The sequence below is a fragment of the Pseudomonas sp. TCU-HL1 genome (assembly GCF_001708505.1).
In the GTDB taxonomy this organism is placed as follows: Bacteria; Pseudomonadota; Gammaproteobacteria; order Pseudomonadales; family Pseudomonadaceae; genus Metapseudomonas.
Genome location: NZ_CP015992.1, coordinates 460,044 through 473,401 on the forward strand (window position 1 = coordinate 460,044; position 13,358 = coordinate 473,401).

Consider the following 13,358-nt stretch of genomic DNA (forward strand, 5'->3'; position numbering starts at 1 on the left):
GGGACGCCCATGCCGCACATCCTCATCGTCGAAGATGAATCCGCCATCGCCGACACCCTGGTCTACGCGCTCGAAGCCGACGGCAATGCCACCACCTGGCTGAGCCTTGGCGGTCCGGCGCTGGAGCTGTTGCGCCAGCAGCCGGTGGACCTGGTGATACTCGACGTCGGCCTTCCGGACACCAGCGGCTTCGAGCTGTGCAAGGCGCTGCGGCGTTTCTCCGAGGTGCCGGTGCTGTTCCTCACCGCACGCAATGCCGAGATCGACCGGGTGGTGGGTCTGGAGATAGGCGCGGATGACTACGTGGTGAAACCCTTCAGCCCCCGCGAAGTGGCCGCGCGGGTGCGTGCCATCCTCAAGCGCACGGCGCCCCGCGAGTCGGCACCTGTACCCGCCGCCAACGGGGTCTTCCAGGTCGACGCCGAGCGTGTACGCATCCTCTACCACGGCCAGCTCCTCGGTCTGACGCGCCACGAGTTCCGCCTGCTCCAGGCCCTGCTGGCGAAGCCCGAACGGGTGCTCAGCCGCGAACAATTGCTGGATGCCCTGGGCGTGGCCGCCGACGCCGGCTACGAGCGCAATATCGACAGCCACATCAAGAGCCTGCGCGCCAAGCTGCGCCAGGTGGCGCCGGCCGCCGAACCCATCCAGACCCATCGAGGCCTGGGCTACAGCTACTCACCGGGCCACGCCTGATGCCTCTGGGCATTCGCATCTTCCTGGTCTACTTCCTCTTCGTCGGGCTGGCCGGCTGGTTCGTGCTCAGCACGGTGATGGATGAAATCCGCCCCGGCGTGCGGCAGTCCACCGAGGAGACGCTGGTGGACACCGCCAACCTGCTGGCGGAAATCCTCCATGACGACGTGCGCGCCGGCACCCTGAACCAGGGCCGCCTGCCCGAGCTGCTGGGTGCCTACGGCGAGCGCCAGCCGGGGGCGGATATCTGGGGCGTGCGCAAGACGCGGGTCAACCACCGCATCTATGTCACTGATGCCCGTGGTGTGGTGCTGCTGGACTCCAGTGGCGCGGCGGTGGGCCAGGATTACTCGCGCTGGAACGACGTCTACCTGACGCTGCGCGGCCAGTACGGCGCCCGCTCCAGCCGGGAAGACCCGAATGACCCGGATTCCTCGGTCATGTACGTGGCCGCCCCCATTCGCGATGGCGACCGCATCATCGGCGTCGTCTCGGTAGCCAAGCCCAACGCCTCGCTGCAGCCCTACATCGAACGTTCGCAGCGGCGTCTGGCCTGGCTCGGTGCCGGGTTGATCGGCCTGGGTCTGCTGGTGGGCGGCTTGCTCTCCTGGTGGCTCAGCCGCTCGCTGCGTCGCCTTCGCGACTATGCCCAGGCGGTGAGCGAAGGCCAGCGCGCCGAGCTGCCAGGCATGAGCGGCGGCGAGCTGCGGCAACTGGCGATTGCGGTGGAGCGCATGCGTACCCAGCTGGAAGGCAAGGCCTACGTCGAGCGCTACGTACACACCCTGACCCACGAACTGAAGAGTCCGCTGGCAGCCATTCGTGGCGCCGCCGAGTTGCTGGAAGGCGAGATGCCGGCCGAACAGCGACAGCGTTTCGTGGCCAATATCGGCAACGAAGGTGCGCGCCTGCAGCAACTGATCGAGCGCCTGCTCAATCTGGCCCAGGTGGAACAGCGACAGGGCCTGGAAGAGCGTGTGGCGGTGCCGCTTCGTGAACTGGCCGAGGAGCTGCTGCAAGCACAGGCGGCGCGTATCGAGAGGACCGGCATCAATGTGGAGAACCGGATCGCACCAGGATCGTGCGCAGTCGGCGAGCGTTTCCTGCTCAGCCAGGCCCTGGCCAACCTGCTGGACAACGCCCTGGATTTCACCCCGCCCGGCGGCCTGCTGTGGCTGGACGCGGTGCGCGAAGGCAGCTGGCTGGAACTGCGCCTGTTCAACCGGGGCGAGCCCATCCCCGCGTTCGCCCTGCCGCGTCTTACTGAACGCTTCTACTCCCTGCCGCGCCCTGCAACGGGGCGCAAGAGCACGGGGCTCGGCCTCAATTTCGTGCAGGAGGTGGCCGGGCTCCATGGTGGACATCTGCAGGTGACCAATCGCGAAGGCGGCGTGGAAGCCTGTCTGCGACTTCCCTTCGTCGCGGATTGACATGCGGCCGCCGCCCGGCGACGCCGGCCGCACTGGCCTTCGGCTATAAATTGATCAGGACGGCGCCCTGACTTTTGGCGGGCGTCGCGACCCTGTAACCCGATTTTGGCTTGATTCTTGATGCGGCCCTTTTGCACAGCGCCGAGCTTCGACTACAAGAAACACAGGCCCTTCAGGAGCTGCCGGATGAAAACAGTCGCCGAGATTCTCAGAGCCAAATCCCACACCCAGCTGTTCAGCGTCGAGCCCACCACCACCGTTCTGGAAGCTGCCCTGTTGATGGCCGACAAGGATATTGGTGCGTTGGTGGTGATGCAGGGCGGGGAGCTGGTCGGCATCGTCACCGAGCGTGACTTCGTGCGCCGCGTCGCCGCACTGGAACGCTCCGCCTACGCCACCACCATCGAAGAGGTGATGACCTCCAACCTTTTCGTGGTGACCCCGCGTGATAGCAACCAGTACTGCATGCAGCTGATGACCGAGAAGAACCTGCGCCATTTGCCCGTGTTGCAGGACGGCAAGCTGGTGGGGCTGCTCTCCATCCGCGACCTGGTACGCGATATCACCGCCGAACAGGAAAGCCTGATCCATCATCTGGAGCAGTACATTCGCGGGGCGTAGGCAACGCTTCCCGATCAGGAAAAACCTGTGGGAGCGAATTCATTCGCGATGGCGGGCAAAGCCTGCCCTGATACATTTGGGGAAGCTGCGCATCCCTTTCGCGAATGAATTCGCTCCCACAAACAAGCCAATACTCTGAATCCGCTACCACCCCATCCTCACACAATCTCCACATTCCCCCCATAACCCCGCCACGGGCGCTCCCCAGACTCTTCCCATCCCAACACAAGGAGAGTCGCCATGACCCGTACCCTGGGTTTCAAGCTGGGCACCATCGCCCTGTTGATGCTGCTACTGATGATTCCGCTGATGCTGATCGACGGTCTGATCAACGAGCGCCAGTCCGCGCGAGATGGGGGGCTGGCCAACATCGCCCAGAGCTCCAGCTACAGCCAGCGGATCACCGGACCCATCCTGGTGGTGCCCTACACGCGCACCGTGCGCGAGTGGAAGACCTATGAGCAGACCGGCCAGCGCCATCTGGAAGAGCGCGAGGTCAGCAGCCGGCTGTACTTCCTGCCGGAGCGCTTCAGCCTGACCGGCAGCGTGGACACCGAATTGCGCGCCCGTGGCATCTACAAGGCGCGCTTGTACAAGAGCGATAGCCAGATCAGTGGGCAGATCTTGGTGCCGGCTAACTACGGCATTAGCGACAACCTGGCGGATTACCGCTTCGAGCAGCCCTTCCTCGCCGTCGGCATCAGCGATATCCGGGGTATCGGCAATGCCCTGAAACTGCACATCAACGGCCAGACCCTGGATTTCCAGCCCGGCAGCGGTGATCGCCTGCTCAACGGTGGCGTGCATGTGCCGCTGGCGGCCCTGCAAGCCGGGGTGCGGCAGAGCCTGGACTTCGCCTTCGACCTCAAGCTGCAGGGCACGTCCAGCCTGAGCGTGACGCCGGTAGGACGTGATTCGCGGGTGGAGCTGAGTTCGCCCTGGCCGCACCCGAGCTTCATTGGTGAGTTCCTGCCCAGTGAGCGCAGTATCAACGCCAAGGGCTTCAGTGCGACCTGGCAGACCAGCTTTTTCGCCACCAACCTGCAGGAGGCGCTGGCCGAATGCGTGAGCCAGCAGCAGTGCAATGCGTTCTACTCCCGCGACTTTGGCGTGAGCTTCGTCGACCCGGTGGATCAGTACCTGAAGACTGACCGCGCCATCAAATACGCCCTGCTGTTCGTTGCCCTGACCTTCGCCGGCTTCTTCCTGGTGGAAGTGCTCAAGCGCCTTGCGGTGCACCCGGTGCAGTACGGCCTGGTGGGCCTGGCCCTGGCGTTCTTCTACCTGTTGCTGTTGTCGCTGTCCGAGCACCTGGAGTTCGCCGTTGCCTATGCCATCTCTGCGTCGGCTTGCGTGGCGCTGGTGGGCTTCTACGTCAGTCATGTGCTGCACAGCTGGGTGCGCGGCTGCGGTTTTACTCTGGGGCTTGCGGCGCTCTACGGGATGCTCTACGGCCTGCTCAGCGCCGAGGACTACGCGCTGCTGATGGGTTCCCTGCTGGTGTTCGGCCTGCTGGCCTGCGTGATGGTGCTGACCCGCAAGCTCGACTGGTACGGCGTCGGTCGTGCCCATCCGGCCAGTGGCCACTGAGGAAGGGCAGGGCGATGGGCGAATTCGGCGGCTGCTTCCTGCTCGGCCTGGTGATGTTGGCGCTGGGCAGGCTGTTCAACGCCAGCCTGCCCCGCCCAGGCCCGATATCAGTGAACAGGCGCCGTGGCCTGCAGCGAAGGACGCTGGGCGACGGTTGAATACCAGTTGGCCAGTTTCGGGTAGTCGCGACGCCAGTTCAGACCGGGCATGCGGAAGTCCAGGTAGCCCAGGGCGCAAGCCGCGCTGATGGCGGCCACGTCGAAACGCTCACCGAGTTCGTCGGCGGCCTGCTCGAAGGTTTCCAGGGCGCGGTCGATTTTGCCGCACTGGCCCAGGACCCAGTCGTCCCAGCGCTTGTCTTCCGGGCGCAGAAAGGTTTCGTAGCGCACCAGAATGGAGGCATCCAGCACCGCGTCGGCCAGGGAGGCCAGCGTCAGTCGCCGCCAGCGCGCGGCACCGTCGCGGGGAATCAGGGGCTCACCGTCGTGCTGGTGGTCGAAGTAGTCGAGGATCACGCGGCTGTCGTGCAACACGCTGCCATCGGCCAGTTGCAGGGCCGGGATCTTGCCGGCGGGGTTGTGCTCGTTCACCTCGGCACTGGGGTTCACTGGGGTCAGGGTCACGCCATGGAGGCTGACCGCGTCCAGTTGGCCGGTCTCGTGGAGCAACACCATGACCTTGCGGACATACGGGGACGTGGGGGAGAAGAACAAGGTCAGGCTGGCGCTCATGCGGAGTCCTCGGCGGCTGCGATGGTGCAATGGCGCAGTTATACCGCATTGGATTGCCGCCGGGCAGACGGGGGGGCTTTGGCCGGGAGGCTAGCTTCAGAGCGCGGGCGCGTGTTGCCGGCGTTGCCAGCGGGCCAGTTCGGAGGCCAGCGCGGCAGGGCTTTCCAGGCCGTGGCGGCGGGCGCGGCTGAACAGGATCAGGGTGATCTCGGCGGTGACCAGGGCATCGGCGCTGGCGTTGTGGCGTTGCTGGACCTGCAGGCCGAAGTAGTCCACCCATTCATCCAGGCCGCCGTTGCGTATGCCGGCTTCGGGGCAGAGCATCGGCGCCAGTTCGGCGATGTCGAGGAAGCAGTGGCGCAGGCGGTAGTCGAGGTCCTGCTTGAGGGCGCGGCTCAGCATGCGCTGGTCGAAGGTGGCATGGAAGGCCAGCAGCGGGCTGTCGCCAAGGAACTCCATGAACCCCAGCAGGGCTTCGGCCGGCGCCACGCCAGCCGCCAGTTCACTGGGGGCGATACCGTGGATCAGCACGCTGGAGCTGAGCTTGCCGGTGTCGCGCTGCAGGGTGCACTCGAACGGATTGCCGAGGTCGATGGCGCCGTCGTCGATGCTCACCGCGCCGATGGACAGCACCAGGTCGCGGCTCATGTTCAGGCCGCTGGTTTCCAGGTCCAGGACCACGAAGCGCTGTTCCCGCAGGGGGCGTTCGTCCAGTGGCAGGGGCTCGGGCAGGTCATCGCGGCGGGCAGCGATGACCGGGTCCAGTGGCGTGCGGCGGGAGAACCAGGGAAAACCGTTCATAGCTGATAACGTAGCGCCAGGCTGGATTGCAGGCGCTGGGCCTGACGGAAGGACTCGCGCAGGATGCGCCGGTCCAGGTGGTTGAGGGTGTCCGGATCGAGCCGATTGGAGTACGGCAGCCCTTGCCGCGCCTGGTGCTGGTGCTGCTGCATGCGGGTCTGCTGGATGAAGTGGTAGGCCTCTTCATAGGCAGCGCCGTCCTGGGCGTCCACCACTTCCCGTTCCACCAGTTGGCGCAGGCGCTCCAAGGTGCCGCAGGCACTGATGCCGTGGGCCAGCGCGAGCAGCCGGGCGCCGTCGACGAAGGGCGTCAGGCCCTGCACCTTGAGATCGAGGGTATCTTTCTCGGCGCCTTTGCGGGCCACCACGAAATCACGGAATCGCCCCACCGGCGGGCGCTGGCGTAGGGCGTTATCGGCCAGCATGCGCTGGAACAGGCTGTTGTCGGCCACCAGGACCAGCAGCTCCCGCTGCAACGCCTCGCAGCCTTCGGGGGGACCCCAGACGGCGCGCAGGTCGAAGTAAATGGAGGAGCCCAGCAGGTTTTCCGGCGTCGCCTCGCGGACGAAGCTGGCGAAGCGCCGGCTCCATTCGCTGCGCGACAGGCAGAGCTGCGGGTTGCTCGCCATGATGCCGCCCTTGCACAGCTCGAAGCCGCACTGCGCCAGGGACTGGTTGATGCGTTCGGCCAGCGGCAGCAGGCGCCCGCGAATGGAGGCCGCTTCCACCGCGTCGGCTGCCTCGAAGAGGATGCCGTTGTCCTGATCGGTGTGCAGGGTCTGCTCGCAGCGCCCTTCGCTGCCGAAGCACAGCCAGGTGAAGGGGATGCCCGGGTCGCCCATTTCCTCGATCGTCAGCTCGATCACCCGGCACACGGTGTGGTCGTTGAGCAGGGTGATGATGCGGGTGATCTGGGTGGAGCTGGCGCCGTGGGCCAGCATGCTGTCCACCAGGCGCTGGATTTCGCCGCGCAGGGCCGCCAGGGTCTCGACCCGCCCCGCGTGGCGGATGGTCCGCGCCAAGTGCACCAGGTCGACCCGCTGCAGCGAAAACAGGTCGCGCTCGGAGACCACCCCCAGCAGGCGCTCGCCACTGACCACGCAGACGTGGGCGATGTGCCGCTCGGTCATGGCCAGCGCGGCGTCGAAGGCGCTGGCTTCAGGCGGCAGGTGGAAGGGCGCCTGGGTCATGATTTCGGCGATGGGCTGGGCGAGGTCGGCGCTGGCGTCGGCGATCACCCGGCGTAGGTCACGCAGGGTGAAGATGCCCAATGGGCGCTGCCCGGCATCGACTATCACGATGCTGCCGACCTGCTGCTCGTGCATCAGCCGCACGGCATCGCGCAGGGGCAGTTCCGGCCGGCAGGCGATGGGCTGGCGCACCGCTAGTTCGCCCAGGCGGGTATCCAGGGAGTACTGCGCGCCCAGGGTTTCCACCGCGCGCAGCTGCACTTGCTGGTTAACCTGGTCGAGCAGGCTGCTGACCCCGCGCAGGGCGAAGTCGCGGAAGGCGTTGGACAGGGCGAAGAGCTTGGCGAAGGCCGCCTTGCCCAGCAGCAGGCAGAAGGTGTCTTCGCCGGCCAGGTGCTCGGTGCGGGTGGCGCGCTCGCCCAGCAGCGCGGCCAGCGGAAAGCACTCGCCGCGGGCGATCTCGAACGTGGTCTCGGTGCCACGTCTGGCCGAATGCGGGCGTTCCCCCACCACCCGCCCCTGCTTGACGATGTAGAAGTGCTCTACCGGCCCGTCCTGGGGTTTGATGATGGACTCGCCAGCGGCATAGAAGCGCAGCAGGCAGTGTTCGACGAGGAAGGCGAGGTGGGCGCTTTCCATCTGGTTGAAGGGCGGGTACTTCTGCAGGAACTCCATGGTGCCGTGGATGTTCTGCATGACCGCCTGCTTGCCGGCCTGGGCAAAGGCATCTGCCTTGTTCATGGACCTGCCTGCTGGTTCTTGTTAGAGGGTTCATGCTGCGCGTGACAGCCGGTGACTCAAATTGGACGTAAGTCTAAAAGCCGGCAAGGGGCTGGAGGCGACGACCGGTGCGACCGTTCGGCGGAAGATGCGCTCCGCACGGGAACTTGCCTGCATTTTTTGCATCCGACCAGCGTGCCCCGTGCTAAAGCTTATTAGCGAGGGGAGCTGGGCCTGCTAGGGAAGGCCCCTTCGAGGACGACCCCATGAGTTACGGTGACCTGCTGAGCGAGGCCGAACTGCAAGCGCTTGATGAAATCATGCGCGTGCCCAGTGCGCCGCCCAGCGTTCTGCTGGTGGATGACGACGAATCCGGACGCGATGCCTTGGCCGATGCACTGGTGGCCCAGGGGATTCCGTGCATCACCGCGGACAGCGGCGAACAGGCCCTGGCACTGCTGGTTACCCGACCCTCCATCGGCCTGATGATCACCGAACTGCACATGCAATGCGGCAGCGGCCTCGAGTTGGTGCGCCAGGTGCGCCAGTCGGCCCGAGCGAGCCTGCCGGTGATCATCGTGTCCGGCGACGCCGACGTGCGGGATGCCATCGAGGCAATGCACATGAAGGTGGTGGACTTCCTCCTCAAACCGGTGGACATGACACGGTTCACCAACCTCGTGCGCAATGAACTAGGCACCCCGCCGGAACCTAAGGCCCCTCCACCGGAGGTGCGACCCAGGCCGGCGAAAGCGAAAACCAAAGCGAAAGTCATCGCGCTGAAAAGCGCTTGAAGGAACCGCCAGGGACAGGCGGTTTTTTTATGCCTGGCGAATGAAGCCGACCGCCCCAAAAAGAAAAACCGCCCCGAAGGGCGGTTTTTCATGGGCGGGTCTTACAGGCCGTTCTTGGCCTTGAACTCGCGGCGACGACGGTGCAGGACCGGCTCGGTGTAGCCGTTGGGCTGCTTGGTGCCTTCCACCACCAGTTCCAGCGCAGCCTGGAAGGCCACGTTGCCTTCGAAGTTCGGCGCCATCGGGCGGTACAGCGGGTCGCTGGCGTTCTGGCGGTCGACCACGGAGGCCATGCGTTCCAGGCTCTCGACGATCTGCGCCTGGCTGACTACGCCGTGACGCAGCCAGTTGGCCAGCAACTGGCTGGAGATACGCAGGGTGGCGCGGTCTTCCATCAGGCCGACGTCGTTGATGTCCGGCACCTTGGAGCAGCCGACGCCCTGGTCGATCCAGCGGACCACGTAGCCGAGGATGCCCTGGGCGTTGTTGTCCAGTTCGTTCTGGATCTCGTCGGCGGTCCAGTTGGTGTTCGGCGCCAGCGGGATGGTCAGGATGTCATCCACCGAGGCCGGAGCGCGCTTGGCCAGTTCGGCCTGGCGGGCGAACACGTCGACCTTGTGGTAGTGCAGTGCGTGCAGGGTGGCGGCGGTCGGCGACGGGACCCAGGCAGTGTTGGCGCCGGCCATGGGATGGCCGATCTTCTGCTCGAGCATGGCGGCCATCAGGTCCGGCATGGCCCACATGCCCTTGCCGATCTGCGCCTTGCCCTGCAGGCCGGTGGCCAGGCCGACGTCGACGTTGTTGTTTTCGTAGGAGCCGATCCACTTTTCGGTTTTCATGGCGCCCTTGCGCACCATGGCGCCGGCTTCCATGGAGGTGTGGATTTCATCGCCGGTGCGGTCGAGGAAGCCGGTGTTGATGAACACCACGCGCTCGGCAGCGGCCTTGATGCAGGCTTTTAGGTTGACGGTTGTGCGGCGCTCCTCGTCCATGATGCCGACTTTCAGCGTGTTGCGCGAAAGGCCCAGCACGTCTTCGACGCGGCTGAAGATTTCCGCGGCGAAGGCCACTTCCTCCGGACCGTGCATCTTCGGCTTGACGATGTACATCGAGCCGGTGCGGGTGTTCTTGCGGCTGGTGTTGCCTTTCAGGTTGTGCAAGGCGATCAGGCCGGTGAACAGGCCGTCCTGGATGCCTTCCGGCACTTCGTTGCCAGCGGCGTCGAGGATGGCCGGGTTGGTCATCAGGTGACCGACGTTGCGCACGAACAGCAAGGAGCGGCCGTGCAGGGTCAGCTCGGAGCCATCGGCTTTGGTGTAGACGCGGTCCGGGTTCATGGTGCGGGTGAAGGTCTGGCCGCCCTTGCTGACAGCTTCAGCGAGGTCGCCCTTCATCAGGCCCAGCCAGTTGCGGTAGACCACGACCTTGTCGTTGGCATCGACGGCGGCAACGGAATCTTCGCAGTCCATGATGGTGGTCAGTGCGGACTCCATCAGCACGTCCTTCACGCCAGCGGCGTCGGTCTGGCCGATGGGGCTGGACGGGTCGATCTGGATTTCGAAGTGCAGGCCGTTGTTCTTCAGCAGCACGGCGGCCGGTTTGGCAGCGTCGCCCTGGACGGCGATGAACTGGGCGGCATTCTTCAGGCCGACTTCGTTGCCGTTCTTCAGGGTCACGGCCAGTTGGCCGTTCTTCACGACGTAGGCGGTGGCGTCGACGTGGGAGGCGCCTTCCAGCGGCGCTGCTTCGTCGAGGAAAGCGCGAGCGAAGGCGATCACCTTGTCACCGCGAACCTTGTTGTAGCCCTTGCCCTTCTCGGCGCCGCCTTCTTCGCTGATGGCGTCGGTGCCGTAGAGGGCGTCGTACAGCGAGCCCCAGCGGGCGTTGGCGGCGTTCAGGGCGAAGCGCGCGTTCATCACCGGCACCACCAGCTGCGGGCCGGCCATGCGGGCGATTTCTTCATCAACGTTCTGGGTGGTGGCCTGGAAGTCGGCCGGTTCCGGCAGCAGGTAGCCGATCTCCTGGAGGAACGCCTTGTAGGCCACGGCGTCGTGAGCCTGGCCGGCACGCGCCTGGTGCCAGGCATCGATCTTGGCCTGCAGTTCATCGCGTTTGGCGAGGAGGGCTTTGTTCTTCGGAGCCAGGTCGTTGATGACGGCTTCCACACCGGCCCAGAACGTCTCGGCCGCAATGCCGGTTCCGGGGATGGCTTCGTTGTTCACGAAGTCGAACAGGACTCTGGCGACCTGAAGGCCACCGACTTGAACGCGCTCAGTCATTGCTTGCCTCACTCTGCTCAATATCCGCTCGGACCGGGGCTTTCCCTTCTTGTAGTCCGAAGCGCGGCATACTACATGAAGCCGTCGTGAAAATCAGTGGGGTCGCGTCGCTATGCGACTAAAAGCTGGTTTACGGTCACAACGGCGGACAGAATGGTCGCAAAAAAGTGGCGCTTTGTTCCAGTTAAATCTGAAAAATGTACACGATTTATTTTTCGGAAGAACTGCGACAGGCCGTCGCACGGTCTACCGAGCCATTTTTTTGGGGCTTTTCTATACTCCTGCGAATTCGACCAGGAGCCCTTCCATGCCCGTACACGCCGCCACGTTCCACGATCTTGACGACCTGTCCCAGCTCTTCGCCGGGTACCTGGCGTTCTACCAGGTGCCCCGTCCGTTGCCGGAAGTCCGCGATTTCCTGCAACAGCGCCTGGACCGCGGTGATTCGACCCTGTTCATCGCCCGCGACAGCGATGGCGCGGCGCAAGGGTTCGCCCAGTTGTATCCCTTTCTCTCGTCGCTGGCGCTGGCACCGGCCTGGTTGTTGAGCGATCTTTATGTAGTGCCTGCTGCCCGGCGCATGGGCGCGGGCGAAGACCTGATGAACGCCGCTCGCGCCCATGCCGAACGCACCGGCGCTTGCGGCATCCAGCTGGAAACCGCGAAGACCAACCTTGCCGGCCAGGCGCTGTACGAGCGACTGGGCTATGTGCGGGACGAGGTCTTCTTCACCTACTGGCTGAGCCTGGCCTGAAGCCTGCTGCCGGTTGCCAATATAAGGAGTCGAGCGTGGATCATTTGGTATTGACGGTCATAGCGGCGGACCAGCCCGGGCTGGTGGAACGCGTCGCGCAGTGCATCGCCGCCCACGGCGGCAACTGGCTGGAGAGCCGCATGTCGCGCATGGCCGGGCAATTCGTCGGGATCTTGCGGGTAGCGGTTCCGGCCGAGGGCTATGACGAGCTGGTGGAAGGGCTGCAAGGCCTGAGCGCCCATGGCATCCGAGTGATGCTCGCGCAGAGCGGCATCGAGCCCGCCTGCACGTGGAAGCCGATCTTGCTCGACCTGGTGGGCAATGACCGGCCGGGGATTGTCCGGGATATCACGCGCCTGCTGGCGGAACTGGGGGTGAACCTGGAAAGCCTGGTCACCGAGGTGATGCCGGCGCCCATGAGCAGCGAACCGCTGTTCCATGCCGAGGCGGTGCTGGCGGTGCCGCTGACCCTGTCACTGGACGTGTTGCAGGCCAAGCTGGAGAGCCTGGCGGACGAGCTGATGGTGGAGCTGAACCTGCACCAGGACAAGTGAGCTGTTGGTAGGTTGGTCTGAGCTTGCGAAGCCCAACGTGCCTGCTACGAAGGCGTCCGTTGGGCTTCGCTTCGCTCTGACGGAACGCCGCCCGCACCAACCTACAGGAGCGTCTCAGGAGTTGCGTCGCAGGGTGAGCCAGGCGTCGACGCTGTAGATCGCCAGGCCTGCCCAGATGAAGCAGAAGGCCAGCAGCTTGCTCGGGTCGAAGTGTTCGCCGAAGAGGAAGATCGCCTGCAGCATCACCAGGGTCGGCGCCAGGTACTGAAGGAAACCCAGGGTGGTGTAGGGCAGGTGGCGCGCAGCGGCGTTGAAGCACACCAGGGGGACCAAGGTGATCGCGCCGGCTGCGATCAGCCAGAGGGCTTCGGGCGTCGACCAGAAACTCGCCTGGGCGGAGGTGGCGGTTGGCGTCAGCAGCAGCCAGCTGATGGCCAGCGGCAGCAGCAGCCAGGTTTCCACCACCAGGCCTGGCAGGGCTGCCACCGGCGCCTGTTTGCGGATCAGCCCATAGAAACCGAAGGTCAGCGCCAGGGTCAGGGACACCCAGGGCAGCGCACCCACTTGCCAGATCTGCTGGGCCACGCCGACGGCCGCAAGCATCACGGCAACCCACTGCAGGCGGCGCAGGCGTTCACCGAGGATCAGCATCCCCAGCAGCACGTTCACCAGCGGATTGATGTAGTAGCCCAGGCTCGCTTCCAGCATGCGACCGTTGTTCACTGCCCAGACGTACACCAGCCAGTTGCCGGCGATGAGCATGCCGCTGGCAGCCAGTACGCCGAAGCGCCTGGGGTTCTCCCGCAGTTCCCGCAACCAGCCGGGATGTTTCCAGACCAGCAGCAGGGCGGCGCCGAACAGGGCAGACCACAGCGCGCGATGGACGATGATCTCCAGCGCTGGAACGTTCTGGATAACTTTGAAGTAGAGCGGAAACAGTCCCCAGATGATGTAGGCGGTGAGCCCCAGGATATACCCGCGTCGCGGGTCGGCGGTGGCCATGGAATGTCCTTGCTTAGGCAGCTAACGAGTGGTGCGACATTCTAGTTGGCGCCGTTATGGCTTGTCTGTGTGCTCAGGTTTTTTCGCAAGGCTGTGCAAGCGAAACGCGTAAGGGCTTCTTTACGGCCGGGAGCAGCTTGCCCTGTGGGAGCGATTTCAATCGCGAATGAATTCGCTCCCACTTGGGGAGTGGAGG

The 13,358-nt window shown here is 64.9% G+C and carries 11 protein-coding genes and 1 pseudogene; 7 read left to right on the plus strand and 5 right to left on the minus strand.

Annotation, left to right across the window (positions count from 1 at the left end; all coding sequences use genetic code 11):
- Positions 1–9: 9 nt before the first annotated feature.
- The 4 genes from creB (at position 10) to creD (ending at position 4,337) form a co-directional block, all read left to right on the plus strand.
- A complete protein-coding gene (gene creB, locus THL1_RS02085) occupies positions 10–696 on the plus strand; it encodes a two-component system response regulator CreB (protein ID WP_069081730.1) in 687 nt (228 codons plus the stop codon).
- Positions 696–2,126 (plus strand): two-component system sensor histidine kinase CreC, encoded by a 1,431-nt coding sequence (gene creC, locus THL1_RS02090; protein ID WP_069081731.1) that lies wholly within the window; start codon positions 696–698, stop codon positions 2,124–2,126. The genes creB and creC overlap by 1 nt, the downstream gene beginning before the upstream one ends.
- Positions 2,127–2,312: 186 nt before the next feature.
- Complete coding sequence (locus tag THL1_RS02095; RefSeq protein WP_069081732.1) at positions 2,313–2,747, plus strand: CBS domain-containing protein; 435 nt, start codon at positions 2,313–2,315, stop codon at positions 2,745–2,747.
- 240 nt (positions 2,748–2,987) lie between these two features.
- Positions 2,988–4,337, plus strand: a complete 1,350-nt coding sequence (creD, locus tag THL1_RS02100) for a cell envelope integrity protein CreD (RefSeq protein ID WP_069081733.1) — start codon at positions 2,988–2,990, stop codon at positions 4,335–4,337.
- Positions 4,338–4,444: 107 nt separating this feature from the next.
- Here creD and THL1_RS02105 read toward each other — a convergent pair whose 3' ends face one another.
- The 3 genes from THL1_RS02105 to THL1_RS02115 form a co-directional block, all read right to left on the minus strand.
- Positions 4,445–5,068 (minus strand): glutathione S-transferase family protein, encoded by a 624-nt coding sequence (locus tag THL1_RS02105; RefSeq protein ID WP_069081734.1) that lies wholly within the window; start codon positions 5,066–5,068, stop codon positions 4,445–4,447.
- 96 nt (positions 5,069–5,164) lie between these two features.
- Complete coding sequence (locus tag THL1_RS02110; protein WP_069081735.1) at positions 5,165–5,869, minus strand: 3'-5' exonuclease; 705 nt, start codon at positions 5,867–5,869, stop codon at positions 5,165–5,167.
- Positions 5,866–7,800, minus strand: a complete 1,935-nt coding sequence (locus THL1_RS02115; RefSeq protein WP_069081736.1) for a putative nucleotidyltransferase substrate binding domain-containing protein — start codon at positions 7,798–7,800, stop codon at positions 5,866–5,868. Before THL1_RS02115 ends, THL1_RS02110 begins: the two co-directional genes overlap by 4 nt.
- Positions 7,801–8,045: 245 nt before the next feature.
- Here THL1_RS02115 and THL1_RS02120 point away from each other — a divergent pair.
- Positions 8,046–8,486 (plus strand): annotated as a pseudogene (locus THL1_RS02120) (response regulator); the annotation flags it as partial.
- 188 nt (positions 8,487–8,674) lie between these two features.
- Here the strand turns inward: THL1_RS02120 and THL1_RS02125 are convergent.
- Positions 8,675–10,852 carry a malate synthase G gene (locus THL1_RS02125; protein WP_069081738.1) on the minus strand — a complete coding sequence of 726 codons (2,178 nt, stop codon included), beginning with the start codon at positions 10,850–10,852 and terminating at the stop codon, positions 8,675–8,677.
- A 307-nt stretch (positions 10,853–11,159) separates the two neighbouring features.
- On the opposite strand from THL1_RS02125, the gene THL1_RS02130 reads away from it, so the two are divergent.
- Both THL1_RS02130 and THL1_RS02135 read left to right on the plus strand, forming a co-directional pair.
- Positions 11,160–11,606, plus strand: coding sequence for a GNAT family N-acetyltransferase (locus THL1_RS02130; protein WP_069081739.1), 447 nt, complete (start codon positions 11,160–11,162; stop codon positions 11,604–11,606).
- Between the two features lie 35 nt (positions 11,607–11,641).
- Positions 11,642–12,160, plus strand: a complete 519-nt coding sequence (locus THL1_RS02135; RefSeq protein WP_069081740.1) for a glycine cleavage system protein R — start codon at positions 11,642–11,644, stop codon at positions 12,158–12,160.
- Between the two features lie 114 nt (positions 12,161–12,274).
- Here the strand turns inward: THL1_RS02135 and rarD are convergent, their stop codons facing one another.
- Positions 12,275–13,162 carry an EamA family transporter RarD gene (gene rarD / locus THL1_RS02140; RefSeq protein WP_069081741.1) on the minus strand — a complete coding sequence of 296 codons (888 nt, stop codon included), beginning with the start codon at positions 13,160–13,162 and terminating at the stop codon, positions 12,275–12,277.
- Positions 13,163–13,358 lie beyond the last annotated feature (196 nt).

Excerpts from the sequence above, each read along its gene's own strand:
- creC (WP_069081731.1), top strand. The coding sequence starts at position 696 with ATGCCTCTGGGCATTCGCATCTTCCTGGTCTACTTCCTCTTCGTCGGG.
- THL1_RS02110 (WP_069081735.1), bottom strand. The coding sequence starts at position 5,869 with ATGAACGGTTTTCCCTGGTTCTCCCGCCGCACGCCACTGGACCCGGTC.
- THL1_RS02115 (WP_069081736.1), bottom strand. The coding sequence starts at position 7,800 with ATGAACAAGGCAGATGCCTTTGCCCAGGCCGGCAAGCAGGCGGTCATG.
- creB (WP_069081730.1), top strand. The coding sequence starts at position 10 with ATGCCGCACATCCTCATCGTCGAAGATGAATCCGCCATCGCCGACACC.
- THL1_RS02125 (WP_069081738.1), bottom strand. The coding sequence starts at position 10,852 with ATGACTGAGCGCGTTCAAGTCGGTGGCCTTCAGGTCGCCAGAGTCCTG.
- THL1_RS02105 (WP_069081734.1), bottom strand. The coding sequence starts at position 5,068 with ATGAGCGCCAGCCTGACCTTGTTCTTCTCCCCCACGTCCCCGTATGTC.
- creD (WP_069081733.1), top strand. The coding sequence starts at position 2,988 with ATGACCCGTACCCTGGGTTTCAAGCTGGGCACCATCGCCCTGTTGATG.
- THL1_RS02130 (WP_069081739.1), top strand. The coding sequence starts at position 11,160 with ATGCCCGTACACGCCGCCACGTTCCACGATCTTGACGACCTGTCCCAG.
- rarD (WP_069081741.1), bottom strand. The coding sequence starts at position 13,162 with ATGGCCACCGCCGACCCGCGACGCGGGTATATCCTGGGGCTCACCGCC.
- THL1_RS02095 (WP_069081732.1), top strand. The coding sequence starts at position 2,313 with ATGAAAACAGTCGCCGAGATTCTCAGAGCCAAATCCCACACCCAGCTG.